Origin of the sequence: Nonomuraea jabiensis (assembly GCF_014204795.1) — a bacterium.
Classification (GTDB): Bacteria; Actinomycetota; Actinomycetes; order Streptosporangiales; family Streptosporangiaceae; genus Nonomuraea; species Nonomuraea jabiensis.
In genome coordinates this window covers 4,440,784-4,456,480 of record NZ_JACHMB010000001.1, presented here as the reverse complement: position 1 = coordinate 4,456,480, position 15,697 = coordinate 4,440,784, and the positions used below count along the sequence as shown (strand labels likewise).

The following is a 15,697-nucleotide window of genomic DNA, read 5'->3' as shown; positions in this document are numbered from 1 at the left end:
TCACGGCGACCGCGAGCGGCGTCCGTCTTCATCGCCCACCCGCCACCTTCACGGCCACTCTGGCGGCGGCCGCCGGCGGCGTCTCCACGGTCTCGGGGCCGCTTTCGCGCCGCCCCGGCGCCGCCAGCACCGCGATCACCAGCACCAGCGCCGCCTGCGTCCACAGCCAGGGCGTGTGCAGGGCGCTGACCGGCTGGGCGGGTACGCGGACGACCGGCTCCGCCAGCCGCCACAGCCCGCCCGCCTCCGACAGGCTCATGCGCGCCAGCGACGGCTGCGAGTCGAGCGTCCTGGCCAGTTCGGCGGAGACGGGCGGCGCCACGGCCACCATGCCCACGCCGAGCCTGCCGAGGGTGGCCGCGTCGCCGCCGCGCCCGCCGACCAGGCCCTCGACCGCCGTTCCCAGGCGGGTGCGGGCCTCGGACGCGATCGGGAGCTCCGACTCGCCGATCAGCGGGGTACGGCCGTGCAGCACGGTGAAGGAGGAGCCCTTGATCACCAGCGTGCGTTCCCCGTGCGTGGTACGGGCGGCGGCCAGCACGGGCAGCACGTCCGGCGCGTCGCCCACGAGCGGCCCCCGCACCCCGGTGGCGACCCAGTACCCGGCCGCCAGCAGCGGCGTGCTGAACGCCACCGCCGCCACCGCCATCGCCCCGAGCCACCGCAGCCCGCCTCCGGCGCGGAGTTCGGCCAGCCGGTGGGCGGTCAGGCCCACGAGGACCACGAGCCCGGTCCCCGCGAACGCCAGCGGGACCCCGGGCCAGGCCCGCGCGCCTTCGACGGTGACGCGGCTGACCAGGATCGCCGCGAGCATCCCGTACAAGGTGATGCCCCAGCCGACGGCGACGATCATCCGCCGGCGGCGCATGAGGAGCGCGGCCAGCGCCGCGGCCACCAGGCCGGCGGTCACCCAGAACGGCGGCAGCCCCGGCCCTCCCGGGCTGAGCGCCAGCAGCGACTCGGGGGCGAGCGCGGCGTCCACCAGGGCGGGATCGTGCAGCCCCGCTTCCAGCAGGATCCTGCCCGGGGAGGTCGCCAGCCCCGCCAGCCAGGGGAAGAGCAGCACCAGAGGCACCGCAAGCGAGATGGCCATCGAGGTCACCACGCCGCGGAACGCGACGGCCGCCAGCACCCCCAGCACGGTGAAGAGCGGATAGACCAGGGGCGCGAACGCCGTCCCCACGGCCAGCAGCAGCCCGAGCGCCCAGGCGGCCCGGCGGGCGCGGCGGCGTTCGCCGGACAGCAGCACCGTCCCGAGCGAGGCGTAGAGCGGCACCAGCACGAACACCACCGCCGTGCCCAGCCGTCCGGCCGCGACCGCTCCCGTCGCGACGGGCAGCAGCGCGTACGTCCCCGCCGCCCAGGCCCGCGCGGGCACCGCCGGGATGACGTGCCGGGTGGCCAGGTACGCCGTCGTGCCCGCCAGCGGCACCGAGCCGAGCAGCAGCACGGACACGGCCAGCCACGTCTTGCCGAACGCGAGCGTGGACAGGGCCGCGAGCACGGCGACGTACGGGGGAGCCCAGGCGTTCGAGCCGAGCCCGATGTCGTGGAAGCCCTCGGTGTAGAAGGCCCACAGGTCGCCCGCGCCGCCCGTGACCGGGACGAGGGCGCCGCCGCCGAGCCGTTCGCCGCCGAGGAGGGAGCGTTCGGCGACCAGCGCGACCGCGGTCAGGGCGAGCATGAGGACGGCGCCGGGACGGCTGAGGAAGCGTTTGACCGCCCCGGTGTCCGCGGGCACGACCTCGTACTCGTCCTCGGTGGAGGGAGTGGCGTGGTGGTGGCGGCCCGTCGAGTCCACGGGCGCCTCGCCGGCGAGGAAGCTCTGCACCATGTCGGTGAGCCGCCGCCAGGCCGCGCCCCGAGGGGTCATCAACCGCTTTATGCGGATATATCCCTTCTTGCGGCCGTGCCGGCGGGCCCGGCGCGCCCGCAGCAGCCGGAACGGATGCAGCAGGACCGACGCCATCGCCACCATCTCGTCCAGCGCGTTCGCGGGCTGCTTGCTCACCACGAACAGCGCCGTGCGGAAGGCCGAGCCGAGCACGTTCCGCAGGAGTGTCCAGAGCATCGCGCCGAACGGCAGGTTCGCCATCACCACGAAGATCGCGTTACGCCTGTCCAGCCTGCGAGGATGGTCGCCGCTGACCGTGATCCTGCGCCGCCTGCGCGCCGCCGCCTCGGCGTGCCAGGCCACGGCGAAGGTGACGTTCAGGACCTTGTGCCCGGCGTTGCGCACCCGCCAGCACAGGTCGAGGTCGTCGCGGAACAGCGGGAAGAACGGGTCCAGCCCGCCGACCTGCTCCCACACGTCGCGCCGGATGAGCATCCCGGCCGTGGACACCGACAGCACGTCGTGCGTCCCGTCGTGCTGCCCCTGGTCGAACTCGCGCGGCTCCAGCCCCGTCTCCCTGCGCCCGGTACGGCCCACGGTGACGCCCACTTCGAGCAGGCGCCGGCGGTCGAGCCAGTCGAGCAGCTTCGGGCCCAGCACGGCGGCCTTCGGATCCTGCGCCGCCGCGGTGAGCAGCGCCTCCAGCGCGCGCCGGTCGGGGGCGCAGTCGTCGTGCAGCAGCCAGATCCACTCGTCGCTTCCGGCGGGCGGCAGCTTGGCGAGGACTTCGGCGACGGACTCGCCGAAGCCGGTGGAGCGCGGCAGGGAGATCAGGTTTCCGCGGCCGAACGCCTGGGCGAGCAGGTCGGCCGAGCCGTCCCTGCTGCCGTTGTCGACGCCGGCCACGCGGTCCGGCCTGCGACTCTGGTTCACCAGAGCACGCAGCGTCTCCCCCAGCCAGCGCGCGCCGTCGTGAGCGACGACGATCGCGGTCACATAGGGACGTGACATGGGCGGATGCTCCTGAAGGGGGGTTGAGCAGGCGCGCCCACCATATACCTGTGACAGCGGGGACAGCAGATGCGAAAAGGGTCACGCGTTCGACCGCGTGACCCTTCCGCCCATATACCTAAACGGCCTGGCGCTTGATCCGTCTGCGCTCCCGCTCGGACAGCCCACCCCAGATGCCGAACCGCTCATCGTGCTCGAGTGCGTATTCAAGACACTCTGCACGGACCTCGCACGATCGGCAGACCTTCTTGGCCTCTCTGGTGGAGCCACCCTTCTCCGGGAAGAACGCCTCCGGATCCGTCTGCGCGCACAACGCGCGCTCCTGCCAGCCGAGTTCTTCAGCGTCAAGCTGATCCTGTGCGATGACCGGATCGGTCACTGCACACCTCCCTGCCGCCCGCCCGCAATGGAGCCCCCCATGGACGCCTTCCTTATTACCCACCCATCGGAAGGCGTAACAACATGGTTGTAATTACACGCGTGTGCTGTAGCTGACGTCAAGCGGCATGCAGCTATCCGGGGAAAGACCAGAGCTCGCCCCGGTGTGCTTGGCATGTGATGTTCACGCCCGGCCGACACCCTTTTGCGCGCGGCGTCGTAAGGCTCGTTCAACCTGTCAGCGGTCCGAACCGTACCAGGGCGGGATAGACACCCGCCCAGGGCCCACCTTCTCTCTAGTCGTTCATTACCGGTCCGTTACCTGCGGGGCTCGTTGGGGGTGTATATGGCCGTCGGGTCGATGGGGTCGTCTCCCGGGCGGGTGCCGTAGCCGCCGCCGAAGGGGGTGGAGTCGAGCCGCATGGTCGCGTCGCCGACGGGCTCCGCCTGCTGCTGGGGCCAGGGCTGCTGCTGGGGCGCCTGGTGGGTGGGCTGGTACTGGCCCTGCTGGGGCTCGTAACCACCCTGCTGCGGGTGGCCGAACGGGTCCTCGTACGGCCTGGGCGCCTGGCTGGAGTAGTCGGGCACGCGCAGCTCCGGCTGGGTGCCCGCGGTGGAGTGCTGGGCCGTGGAGTGCTGGCCGGTGGAGTGCTGGCCGGTGGAGTGCTGGTACGTCTCCGCCTGCTGGTAGGCGTCCATGAGCTGCTGGGACCGCGGGTCCACGGGCGGGTCGGGCTCCTGGTACGCGGGCGGGGTGGCGTACTCGCGGCCCGAGTAGCCGGTGAACGGCTGGCCGCCCTGCTGGTCGAAGGCGCTCTGGCCGAAGTACGGCGGCTGCTGCTGCTGTTCGGCGGCCGGCGGGTAGGGGACGCTCGGCGCGGTGTCGCCGGCCGGCGTCGGGAAGGCCTGGTCGGCGAACGCGTTGGGCGCGGCCTCCGGGGGCGCGTACGGGTTCGGGCGGTCCGCGGGGGGCGCGTAGGGATTGGGCTGCTGGTCCGCGGGCGGGGCGTACGGGTTGGGCTGCTGGTCCGCGGCCGCGGCGTACGGGTTGGGCTGGTCGGTCCCGGGCGGCGCGTACGGGTTGGGGCTGGGCTGGCCGTAGGCGCTCGGCTGGCTGTCGGCGGGGACGTACGGGGCGGGCTGGTACTCGACGGCCGGCGGGGTGGAGTACTCCTGGACCGAGGGGGCCGTGTCGGCGGGGGCGTAGGCCGACGGGGCGAAACCCTGCGGGGCGTGGGGCTGGTCCGGCTGGGCCTGGTCCGGCGGGCCGAAGCTCGGCGGGGAATAGGCCTGACCAGGCTCCCCCGGTCCGAAGCCCTGCGGGGGAAAGGGCTGCTCGGGCTGACCTGGTCCGAAGCCCTGCGGGGGGAAGGGCTGCTCGGGCTGGCCTGGTCCGAAGCCCTGCGGGGCGTAGGACTGATCGGGCTGACCTGGTCCGAAGCCCTGGGGGGCGAAGGGCTGATCGGGCTGGCTCTGCTCGGGCTGGCCGAAGCTCTGCGGGGCGTAGGGCTGGTCAGGCTGGCTCTGCTCCGACGGGCCGAAGCCGGGCGTGGAGTAGGGCTGTTCGGGCTGGCTCTGGTCCGAGGGGGCGGCGGGCAGGGCACCCCTGATCACGTGCGGCTGGGGCGGCTGCTGCACGGCGGCGGCCTGGGGCTCCGGTTGCGCGGCCTGGGGCTCGGGCTGGCCGCCGAAGCTCGGAGGCTGCTGGCCGTACTGGCCCGATGGGGGCTGCTGACCGTACTGGCCCGATGGGGGTTGCTGGCCGTGCTGGCCCGACGGGGGCTGCTGGCCGTACTGGCCCGACGGGGGCTGCTGGCCGTAGCCGGGCTCCTGGCCGGAAGGGGGCTGCTGGGCGAAGCCCGGTTGCGTGCCGGGCTGCGGGCCGTACGCGCCCGAGGGCGGCTGCTGGCCGTAAGGGGCCTGGCCGAAGCCGGGAGCCTGCTCGGGCTGCCCGAAACCGGGGCCCTGGTGCGGCTGCTCCGGCTGGCCGAAAGGCTGCGGCTGGTCGGGCTGGCCGAACTGCTGCTGCGGCTGCTGCCAGGGCGCCTGCTGGCCGACGTTCGGGTGGTGGTAGACCTGCGCGACGGGCCGCTCCGGCAGGATCTGCGGGAGCAGGTACACCAGCGCGACGGCGGTCAACGCGACGGAGGGCACGCCGAGGAGTACCAGCTTCATCGTCGGCCAGGCCCCGATCCCGGCGAACAGGCCGAGGATCAGCGACAGCATGCCGAACACCGTGGCCAGCACCAACCCGACCGCCGATCCGTACATGACCGGCTTGGCCTTGGGCGACGGTTCGCCGACCTTGGTGACCAGCAGCACGGCTCCGAGCAGCAGCGCGGGCACGACGGGGTCCACCAGGTCCAGGACGTGCACCGCTGCCCGCCTGGTCAGGGACGACGACGACGAGCCGACCAGAACGTCGCCGATCGTCAGCAGCACGGCCAGCAAGCCCAGGACGAGCATGATCCATGCGCCCGGCTCCTTCAGCCGGGCGACGTCAAATTTGCTCACATGTACCCCCAACGGACCCTTTAGCCCGAAGGGAGTTTGCCACATGACTGACTCGGGTGGCGGGGGTCCCAGGAACCTCCTGCATCCCAATTCGGCCTACACCTGGCACTTCTCTCATAACAAGTGGGGTAAAACCACACCCGAGATGGGGTTGTCAGGGGCCGATGGAAGACTGGCGCCATGCACATCGTGTCACTCGCCGGCGGCATCGGCGGCGCCCGTTTCCTGCGCGGACTGCGCGCGACCGCGCCGGATGCCACCATCACCGTCATCGGCAACACGGGTGACGACATCACCCTGTTCGGCCTGCGGGTCTGCCCCGACCTCGACACCGTGATGTACACCCTGGGCAACGGCATCGACGAGGAGCAGGGCTGGGGGCGTGCCAAGGAGTCCCACGTCGTCAAGGAGGAGCTGGCCGCGTACGGCGTGGAGCCGCAGTGGTTCGGGCTCGGCGACCGCGACTTCGCCACCCACATCGTGCGCTCGCAGATGCTGGAGGCCGGCTACCCGCTGTCCCAGATCACGCAGGCGTTGTGCACGCGCTGGCAGCCCGGCGTGCGGCTGCTGCCGATGACCGACGACCGCTGCGAGACCCACGTGGTGATCGAGGACGAAAACGGCAAGCGCGCCATCCACTTCCAGGAGTGGTGGGTGCGGCTGCGCGCCTCGGTCCCGGCGCAGTCGTTCGCGCTGGTGGGGGCCGACACGGCCAAGCCGGCGCCGGGCGTGCTCGACGCGATCGAGCAGGCCGACGTGGTGATCCTGCCGCCGTCCAACCCGGTGGTGAGCATCGGCACGATCCTGCAGGTCCCGGGCATCCGCGACGCCCTGCTGCCCAAGACCGTGGTCGGGGTCTCGCCCATCATCGGCGGCGCGCCGGTCAGGGGCATGGCCGACGCCTGCCTGACCGCCATCGGGGTGGAGACGACCGCGCAGGCCGTGCTCGACCTGTACGGCTCGGAGCTGATCGACGGGTGGCTGGTGGCGGAGGAGGACGAAGGGGTCGCGCTCGACGGCGTACGGGTGATCGCCCGGCCGATCCTCATGCACGACGCCGACGCCGCCGCCGACATCGCCCGCACCGCGCTCGACCTGGCCCAGGAGCTCGCCCGATGACCGTCGCCCCGCAGCGGTTCGAGGTGATCGCCGTCGAGGGCATCGGCGAGGTGCGCCCCGGCGACGACGTCGCGGCGCTGCTCAAGGACGCCGGCCTGCGGGACGGCGACATCGTGGTCGTCACGTCCAAGATCGTCAGCAAGGCCGAGGGACGCGTCCGCCGGGCGCCCGACCGCACCCAGGCCATCGAGGACGAGACCGAGCGCGTGGTGGCCAGGCGGGGCGACACCGTGATCTCCCAGACCCGCCACGGCTTCGTCATGGCCGCCGCCGGGGTCGACGCCTCCAACACCGAGCCGGGCACCGTGCTGCTCCTCCCCGAAGACCCCGACGCCTCGGCCAGGCGCATCAGGAAGGGCCTGGCGGTGCGGGCAGGGGTGATCGTCTCCGACACGTTCGGCCGCCCGTGGCGCAACGGGCTCACCGACGTGGCCATCGGGGCGGCGGGCGTGCGCCCGCTCGACGACTTCCGTGGCACCTCCGACGGCTACGGCAACGAGCTCAACGCCACCGTCACCGCGCTGGCCGACGAGATCGCGGGCGCGGCCGAGTTGGTCAAGGGCAAGCTCAGCGGGGTCCCGGTGGCGATCGTGCGCGGGCTGTCCCATCTGGTCACCGACGACGACGGGCCCGGGGTCAGGCCGCTGGTGCGGGCGGCCGACGACGACCTGTTCCGCTGGGGGTCGCGGGATGTCGTGTTCGCCCGCCGTACCATCAGGGAGTTCTCGGACCGGCCGGTCGATCCGGAGAAGGTACGCAGGGCGGTCGCGGCGGGCATCGCCGCGCCCGCGCCGCACCACACGGCCCCCTGGCGGTTCGTGCTGGTCGAGTCGCCGGAGACGCGCGCCAAGCTGCTCGACGCCATGCGTGAGGCGTGGATCGAGGACCTGCGCGGCGACGGGTTCACCGAGCAGTCGATCGCCAAGCGGATCAAGCGGGGCGACGTGCTGCGCGACGCGCCCTGCCTGATCGTGCCGTGCCTGGTGATGGAGGGCTCCCACACCTACCGCGACGAGCGGCGCAACGCGTCGGAGCGGGAGATGTTCGTCGTGGCGGCCGGCGCGGGGGTGGAGAACCTCCTCATCCAGCTCGCCGTCGAGGGGCTGGGCTCGGCGTGGGTGTCGTCCACGATGTTCTGCCGCCCGGTCGTCCGCGAGGCGCTCGACCTGCCCGGCTCCTGGGACCCGATGGGCTGCGTGGCCGTCGGCCACGCCGCCGCGCCGCCGCGCGACCGCGCGCCCCGCGACCCGGACAACTTCATCGTCACGCGCTGACCGCAGCCGGAAAGGGCAAGTCAGACGGCCATTTACCGTTAGGAAAGTTTCCTTTACATTTGGGGCATCCCCCCATGTGAAGGAGCAACTTCATGAGAAGGACGCTCACGTTGGTCGCCGTGGTGGTGATCGCCGTCGCCACCACGCTGTTCAACACGGCGCCGGCGTTCGCGCACGGCTACGTCAACTCCCCGCCCAGCCGGCAGGCCAACTGCGCCCAGGGCAAGGTCCCCAACTGCGGCAACATCATCTACGAGCCGCAGAGCGTGGAGGGCCCGAAGGGGCTGCGGAGCTGCCACGCCAACCTGTCGCAGTTCGCGCAGCTCAGCGACGAGAGCAAGCCCTGGCCGGCCGCCCAGGTGGGCACCACGGTGACCTTCAACTGGACGTTCACCGCCAGGCACGCCACGCTCAACTACGAGTACTACATCGGCAACACGCGGGTGGCCGTCTTCAACGGCAACGGCCAGCAGCCGCCCGCGACGGTCTCGCACACGGTCAACCTGTCCGGCTACTCGGGCCGGCAGAAGGTCCTGGCGATCTGGAACATCTCCGACACCACCAACGCCTTCTACTCCTGCATCGACCTGCAGATCGGCGGCGGTGGCGGCAACCCGAACCCCACGCCCACCCCGACCGTCACGCCGACCCCCAACCCGACGCCCACGCCCACTCCGACGACGCCGTCGGGCACGTGGAAGGCCGGCACCGCGTACGCGGTCGGCAACACCGTCACCTACAACGGCGTCACCTACCGCTGCATCCAGGCCCACACCGCGCTGGCCGGCTGGGAGCCGCCCAACGTCCCGGCGCTCTGGCAGCGCGTCTGACCTGAAAGGGGGTGTTCCGCCTGGAACGCCCCCTTTCTCATGTGGCCGGCTTGCAGGTGGGGTGGCAGAGCCGGCGGGCCAGGGCGGCGAGGAAGACGTCGATGATCTCCCCCGGCTCCTGGGCCTCGTGCAGCGAGCCGTTCGTGGCGGCCGTGATCCGCGACAGGCTGTCGTGATCGACGCCCTTGCCGAAGGCGATGATGATGATCTGTACGGGCTTGTCGGGGTTCCACTCGCGACGCAGCTTGTCGAGGAGCTCCGGCAGCTTCGTGCCCTTGCCGTCGTCCTTGCCGGCCGTGATCACCAGGAGCGCGTTGTTCATCTCCTCGCGGTACTCGCTGGTGACCTTGCGGAAGCCGCCGAGGATCGCGTCGTAGAGCGAGCTGTCCAGGGTGGGATGGGCGGTGATCGTGCCGGTCAGCTCGGCGAGGCGGCTCTTGCGTACCACCTGTCCGGTCTCGGGCTCGTTGATCGGGCCGAGCCCGACCCGCTCCCGGTACGGCTTGAGGCCGCCCAGCCCTTCGGCGAACTCCCACAGGCCCATGTGCGTCGAGTCCGGGAAGAGCTGCAGCCCGATCTTGGCCGCGTCCAGCGCGATGCTGATCCTGGTGGTGCCGTTCAGCGACTCGGCCATGTGCTTGGAGGTGTCGGCCAGGACGAGGATGTTCGTCGGCGGGGCCAGCCGGCTCCAGGCCCGCAGCGCCTCGTCGATGTCCTGCGGCGACACCGACGACCTGGTCTTCGGGGTCTCCGAGGGGATCTGCGGCCCTGGCGAGATCGGCCCCAGGGTGCCGTCGCCCGACCTGAACCCGGCCCGCCGGACGATGTCCTGCGCCTGCGAGCCCTTCAGCCAGTCGGCGAAGACCGTGGACGCCTCGGCCACCGTGGGGTCGGTGGCGGTGACGACGTACGGGTAGTCGAGGTTGATCGTGCCCTCACGCGGGTGCAGCGCCACGACCGGGTCGGCGGAGGGGCGCAGGTTGTGGTTCCAGACCGACTGCTCGGGGACGATGACGACCGGACGCTGCCAGAACGTGTGGTCGTCGACCGCCGCCAGCATGCTGCGGTAGTCGGGGGCGGAGCCGGCCTGCGCCCACCGTACGAACGCGGTCAGCGCCTTGTCCGCCTCCGGCCCCGTGCCGACGACGTCCCTGGCGGCGGCCACGGTCGCGATGCCCGCCCCGGCGAGCGACGGGTCTGGCACGCGTACGATGTCCGGCTCGTCGGAGTTGGGCGTCAGCCGCCCCCGCACGGTCGCGGGGAAGACCATCCGCCAGTTCATCTCGGTCCTGCCCACGGAGAAGCGCTGGGCCAGCGACGAGCGGGTGGCGAACACCAGCGGCGAGGTCGCCACCACGCTCTCACCGGCGGGCAGCGCGCTCGCGCCCTGCTGGCGAGCCAGCCTGATCCAGGCCGACGAGTCCGCGATCCACCCGTCGGGCCGCTCGCGCAGGACGCCCGCGCGGTCGCCGATGAGCGTGCGCAGGACGGTGGCCGGCGACTGCTCGGTCACCTGGACCAGCACGCACCGGCCACCCACGGACGTCTGCGTCTCGTTGAACCGCTCGGCCGCCTCCATGGCCGCCGGGGCCACGTCGACGGCCGCCGCGACGCTGACCAGAACAGGCTCTCGTGTGGCGCACAGCAGACCGCCGCCGCCGAACACCACGACGAGCCCGGCGGCCACGATCGCCACGGCGGTGAGACCCGCCAGCATGCCGCGCCGAAAAGCCTTCCTACGCCGCTGCTCAGCGGGCAGCGGAGCGCGGTGCCGACCTAACCGCACGGTGAACCTCTCTCCCAGGGGAGTGATGATTCTTCCAGCGCCTCCCATGGCGCGCGCAAGCCTTGTTAGAACATGTTACAACTACGCCATCGGCAGGACCCTCCTGACGCTCTTGCACACGCCGTCGCTGGCCTCGGACGCCGCGAGCCGTTCGTCCGTGGGGACGCCGTACTCGGTGGTGCGCTGCCTGACCGGCCTGCCGGTGACCTCGACCATCTCGCGCAGCTCGCTGATCGTCTTGTACGAGCCGTTCTCCGAGCCCGCCATGCGGCTGATGGTCTCCTCCATGAGGGTGCCGCCGAGGTCGTTCACGCCGCCCTGGAGCACCTGGCGGCACAGGTCGTCGCGGAGCTTCACCCAGGAGCACTGGATGTTCTTGATCGCGCCGTGCAGGAGGATCCTGGCGAGCGCGTGCACGGCCCGGTTCTCCTGCGCCGTGGGGCCCGGGCGGGCGATCCCGGCCAGGTAGATGGGGGCGCTGGTGTGCACGAACGGCAGCAGCACGAACTCGGAGAACCCGCCGGTCCGCTCCTGGAGGTTGCGGATCAGCTTGATGTGCCTGACCCAGTGCAGGTGGTTGTCGACGTGCCCGTACATCATGGTGGACGTGGTCGGGATACCTACCTTGTGGGCCGTCGTGATGACCTCCACCCACTCCTTCGCGGGCAGCTTCCCCTTGGTCAGCACCCACCTGACGTCGTCGTCCAGGATCTCGGCCGCCGTCCCGGGCAGCGAGTCGACCCCGGCCTCCTTGGCCGCCTCCAGCCACGCCTGGATGGACATGTCGGTGCGGCTCGCCCCGTTGATGACCTCCATCGGGGAGAACGCGTGCACGTGCATCCCGGGCGTCCGCTCCTTGACCGCCTTGGCCAGGTCGAAGTACGCGGTGCCGGGGAGGTCGGGGTGGATGCCGCCCTGCATGCACACCTCGGTCGCGCCCGCGTCCCACGCCTCCTGCGCCCGGTCCGCCACCTGGTCCAGGCTCAGGGTGTACGCGTCGGCGTCCGTCCTGCGCTGGGCGAAGGCGCAGAAGCGGCATCCGGTGTAGCACACGTTGGTGAAGTTGATGTTCCTGTTGACGACGTACGTGACCTCGTCGCCCACGGCCTGCCGGCGGAGGTCGTCGGCGATGGCGGCCAGCTCGTCCAGCGCCTCCCCTTCGGCGGCCAGCAACGCGACGGCCTCGGCGTCACTCAACCCACCCGGATCGGCCGCCGCCCTCCGCAACGCCCGCCCCACCTCCCCAGCCACCCCGCCACTCGCCACACCGGCTGGCCACGCGTCGGGGCTTACGGCGGCAGCGGCCGCGCCCTCCGCAACCCGCGCTCCAGGCGCCAGTGCGGCGGGAACCCCGGCGGTGGTGCCCGGCGCAACGCGTGCGGCGGGATCCGGGCCCGCACCGTCCGATGGCGTGGCGGACGACGGTGTGGTGGGCGGTGTGGTGGGGTTGGGGGAGGTTGGGGGGAGGCGGTCGCGGAGGGCGGTCCAGTCGCCGTAGACGTGGTCGAAGTCGTCCCGTCGATCATGCGTGCGCCCCGACGTGTCCACCTCCACGTGCAGATCCACCCGCCCCGACGGCGCGAACCCGCCATCCGGCTCCTGCCACGGCAACCCCCGCAGCTCGGCGTCAGGGCGGGCGAGTCCCGTGGCAGGGTCCGCCAGGGCGGCCACGTGGGCGAAGAGGCGGGGGTCCAGCCACGGCTCCCCGGCCAGCACGTACTCGGGATAGATCGTCAGCCGCTCCCGGAGCTGGAACCCGGACTCGGCGGTGCGCGTCTCCAGGAGGGAGATCTGGGGCCAGGGCCGCTCGGGGTTCACGTGGTCGGGGGTGAGCGGCGACACCCCGCCCCAGTCGTCGATCCCCGCCCGGATCATCAGCGCGTACTCGGAGTCCACCAGGTTGGGCGGCGCCTGGATGCGGACCCGGGGCCCGAGCACGAGCCGCGCGACCGCGATCGTGGCCGCCAGCTCCTCCAGGGACGCGTCCGGCAGCCCGCGCATCGCCGTGTCGGGCTTGGCGCGGAAGTTCTGGACGATGACCTCCTGGATCCCGCCGTACTCGCGCACCACCCGCCGGATCGCGAAGATCGACTCGGCCCGGTCCTCGACGGTCTCGCCGATGCCGATCAGGATCCCGGTGGTGAAGGGCACGTTCGTGCGGCCGGCGTCCTCCAGGACGCGCAGGCGTACGGCCGGGTCCTTGTCCGGCGACCCGTAGTGGGCCTCCCCCTTCTCCTCGAACAGCCGCCGCGACGTCGTCTCCAGCATCATCCCCATGGACGGCGCGACGGGTTTGAGCCGCTGCAGGTCACGCCAGGTCAGCACCCCCGGATTGAGGTGCGGCAGCAACCCGGTCTCCTCCAGCACCCTGATCGCCATGGCCCGCACATAAGAAAGCGTGTCGTCATAGCCGTGCGCGTCGAGCCAGGAGCGCGCCTGGTGCCAGCGGTCCTCAGGCCGGTCCCCCAGCGTGAACAGCGCTTCCTTGCACCCCATGGCCGCCCCCTGCCGGGCGATCTCCAGCACCTCGTCAGGGCTCAGGAACGGCGCGGGCAGCTTGTGCGGCGCGGTCGCGAAGGTGCAGTAACCACAACGGTCCCGGCAGAGCCGGGTCAACGGGATGAACACTTTCTTGCTGTACGTGATGATCCCTTCGCGGCCGACCGCCCGCAGCCCGGCGTCCCGTACGCGGGAGGCGTGGTCGAGCAGGGCATCAAGGTGCTCCCCCCGGGCGTGCAGGAGGACGGTCACCTCCGTGACGTCGAGGGCCTTGCCGTCGCGGGCACGTGCGAGGGCCCGGCGGAGTGCGGAATCACTGACGAGACTCATACGGGCACAGTACGACGGCTGAGTTCACCGCACGCACCCAGGGGCCCGGCAGGTCAGAAGGACCGGTAGTCGCGCACGGACATCCGGGGCCCGCGCGCCGGCGGGCGCAGGCCGGTGAGCCAGACCAGCACCGTGGCGCGGTGCCGATGCCCCTGGTACGGCTCCAGCAGCCGCAACATCCCAGGGTCGTCGGTCTTCTCCCCGGTCAGGGCGTACCCGACGAGCTTGGCCAGATGGTAGTCACCGACGCTCACCGCGTCCGGGTCGCCCAGCGCGCGCTGGCGCACCTCGGCCGAGGTCCACACCCCGATCCCGGGCAGCGCCCGCAGCAGCCGGTCGAGCTCCTCGGTGGTCGCGGCGGACTCCAGCTTGTCGGCGTGCCAGGCGGCGTTCGCGATCGTCCGGGCGCGCACGGCCTCCGCTCCCGCGCGGTGCCAGTGCCAGCTGGGGATCTGCCGCCACACCACGGTCTCGGGCACGACCCGCATCCCCTCGGGCGCGGGTCCGGGCGCGGGCTCGCCGTACCGGCCGAGCAGCCACCGCCAGGCCCGCCACGCCTCCCGCCCGACCACCTTCTGCTCGAGCACGGCCGGTACGAGGGCCTCCATGACCCGCCCGGTCCGCCCGATCCGCAAACCCGGATTTTTCCTGAGAACCTCCGCCAAAACCTCATGTTTGGCGACAAATCCGGAAGCGTCGTCAAATGCCCCCAACAACCCCGGCAGCGCCTCCAGCGCCCACTCCGCCCCCGGCCCCCACGCCTGCCCGTGCACGCACCCGGCCTTGACGCTCACCCGCAGCGTGCACGGCCCGTCGGGCGTCCTGGACGTACGCCACACGGACCCGTCAGCGCTCTGCCGCCAGGTGGGGTCCCCGCCGCCGCGCTTGTGCGGCTGCAACGCCAGCCCCACGTCCAACGGCCCCTCGGGCACCCACCTGCGCTCCCTCACCCGTCCAGTCTGCCCCCACCTCCCCCCTGCCCGTGACCTGGCAGCAGGGAGGTGGACAGAGGCTCAGACGTCGCTCGAATAGCGCATCGCGCGCTCGGGCAGCTCCACCCCCGGCCAGATGCGCACGCCGTTCTGCAGCTCGTTGCCGGGCCCCACGACGGCCCCGTCGCCGATCACCGCGTCGCACACCACCGTGCCCGCGCAGACCCGCGCCCCCCGGCCCACCACGGAGTCCGTCACGGACGCGCCCGACTCGATGACGCACTCGTCGCTCAGCACCGAGCCCACCACCGTCGCCCCGGCCTCGACCACGGCCCGCGCGCCGACCGCCGTGCCGCCCTGCACCTTGGCCTCCGGCGAGACCTGAGCCCCTTCCAGCAGGAGGAATTCCCCGGTCGGCCCGGGCAGCGCGGGCGAGGCGACCCGCCCCAGCACCAGGTCGCGCGACCCCCGCACGAACGCCGCAGGCGTGCCGACGTCGAGCCAGTAGGTGCGGTCGGCGTAGCCCAGCACCAGTTCGCCCGCCTCGATCAGCCCGGGGAACGTCTCCCGCTCCACGGACACGATCTCGCCCCGGGGGATCGAGTCGATCACCGACCGGGTGAAGACGTAGCAGCCGGCGTTGATCCGGTTGGTGACCGGGTTGGGCGTCTTCTCCAGGAAGGCCGTCACCCGCCCGGTCTCGTCGGTCGGGACGCACCCGAACCGGGAGGGATCATCGACTTCTGTCAAATGGAGCGTTACAGCGGCATGTCGTGCGAGGTGAGTGCGCACCTGATCGCCGATGTCGTGGCCGGACAGGATGTCCCCGTTGAGGATGAGCACCGGGTCGGACGGCCCCGCCGTGAGGGCTTCGGCGGCGTTGCGGATCGCGCCGCCCGTGCCCAGCGGCGTCTCCTCGGTGATGTATTCGAGTGAGAGCCCGAACGCCGACCCGTCACCGAAGGCGGGCTCGAACATCGACGCCTTGTAGGAGGTGGCGAACACGATCCGGCGTACGCCGAAAGATCGCGCACGGGCGAGTTGGTGCGCCAGGAACGGCACTCCGGCGGTCGGCAGCAGCGGTTTGGGCGTGCCCAGTGTCAGCGGACGCAGGCGCGTGCCCTGCCCCCCGACCAGGAGGATCGCCTCGAGGTCTGGCAAAGAGCTCTCCATCACTCCGTGAGGTTACC

At 71.9% G+C, this 15,697-nt stretch carries 10 protein-coding genes; 3 read left to right on the top strand and 7 right to left on the bottom strand.

What is annotated here, in order from left to right; translation table 11 throughout:
* Nucleotides 1–28: 28 nt before the first annotated feature.
* The 3 genes from HD596_RS20535 to HD596_RS20525 form a co-directional block, all read right to left on the bottom strand.
* Nucleotides 29–2,845, bottom strand: a complete 2,817-nt coding sequence (locus tag HD596_RS20535) for a glycosyltransferase family 2 protein (RefSeq protein WP_185070963.1) — start codon at nt 2,843–2,845, stop codon at nt 29–31.
* 118 nt (nt 2,846–2,963) lie between these two features.
* Nucleotides 2,964–3,224 carry a WhiB family transcriptional regulator gene (locus HD596_RS20530; protein ID WP_020546325.1) on the bottom strand — a complete coding sequence of 87 codons (261 nt, stop codon included), beginning with the start codon at nt 3,222–3,224 and terminating at the stop codon, nt 2,964–2,966.
* A gap of 317 nt (nt 3,225–3,541) precedes the next feature.
* Nucleotides 3,542–5,737 carry a hypothetical protein gene (locus tag HD596_RS20525; protein WP_185070962.1) on the bottom strand — a complete coding sequence of 732 codons (2,196 nt, stop codon included), beginning with the start codon at nt 5,735–5,737 and terminating at the stop codon, nt 3,542–3,544.
* Nucleotides 5,738–5,917: 180 nt separating this feature from the next.
* Here HD596_RS20525 and cofD point away from each other — a divergent pair, with 180 nt between their 5' ends.
* The 3 genes from cofD to HD596_RS20510 all read left to right on the top strand — a co-directional run bounded on the left by cofD (nt 5,918) and on the right by HD596_RS20510 (nt 8,960).
* Nucleotides 5,918–6,856, top strand: coding sequence for a 2-phospho-L-lactate transferase (gene cofD / locus HD596_RS20520; RefSeq protein ID WP_185070961.1), 939 nt, complete (start codon nt 5,918–5,920; stop codon nt 6,854–6,856).
* Nucleotides 6,853–8,130: a coenzyme F420-0:L-glutamate ligase gene (locus HD596_RS20515; RefSeq protein WP_185070960.1), complete on the top strand. Its 1,278-nt coding sequence runs from the start codon at nt 6,853–6,855 to the stop codon at nt 8,128–8,130. The genes cofD and HD596_RS20515 overlap by 4 nt, the downstream gene beginning before the upstream one ends.
* 92 nt (nt 8,131–8,222) lie before the next feature.
* Nucleotides 8,223–8,960, top strand: a complete 738-nt coding sequence (locus HD596_RS20510) for a lytic polysaccharide monooxygenase (RefSeq protein WP_185070959.1) — start codon at nt 8,223–8,225, stop codon at nt 8,958–8,960.
* 37 nt (nt 8,961–8,997) lie between these two features.
* Here the strand turns inward: HD596_RS20510 and HD596_RS20505 are convergent, their stop codons facing one another.
* From HD596_RS20505 to manB, 4 genes are all read right to left on the bottom strand, one after another.
* Complete coding sequence (locus HD596_RS20505; RefSeq protein WP_185070958.1) at nt 8,998–10,677, bottom strand: substrate-binding and VWA domain-containing protein; 1,680 nt, start codon at nt 10,675–10,677, stop codon at nt 8,998–9,000.
* A gap of 150 nt (nt 10,678–10,827) precedes the next feature.
* Nucleotides 10,828–13,575 carry a bifunctional FO biosynthesis protein CofGH gene (locus tag HD596_RS20500; RefSeq protein ID WP_185070957.1) on the bottom strand — a complete coding sequence of 916 codons (2,748 nt, stop codon included), beginning with the start codon at nt 13,573–13,575 and terminating at the stop codon, nt 10,828–10,830.
* A gap of 53 nt (nt 13,576–13,628) precedes the next feature.
* The gene (locus tag HD596_RS20495; RefSeq protein ID WP_185070956.1) at nt 13,629–14,525 is read right to left on the bottom strand and encodes a DNA-3-methyladenine glycosylase family protein; all 897 of its coding nucleotides are present in this window, start codon (nt 14,523–14,525) and stop codon (nt 13,629–13,631) included.
* 63 nt (nt 14,526–14,588) lie between these two features.
* Nucleotides 14,589–15,668, bottom strand: a complete 1,080-nt coding sequence (gene manB / locus HD596_RS20490) for a mannose-1-phosphate guanylyltransferase (protein WP_246554651.1) — start codon at nt 15,666–15,668, stop codon at nt 14,589–14,591.
* Nucleotides 15,669–15,697 lie beyond the last annotated feature (29 nt).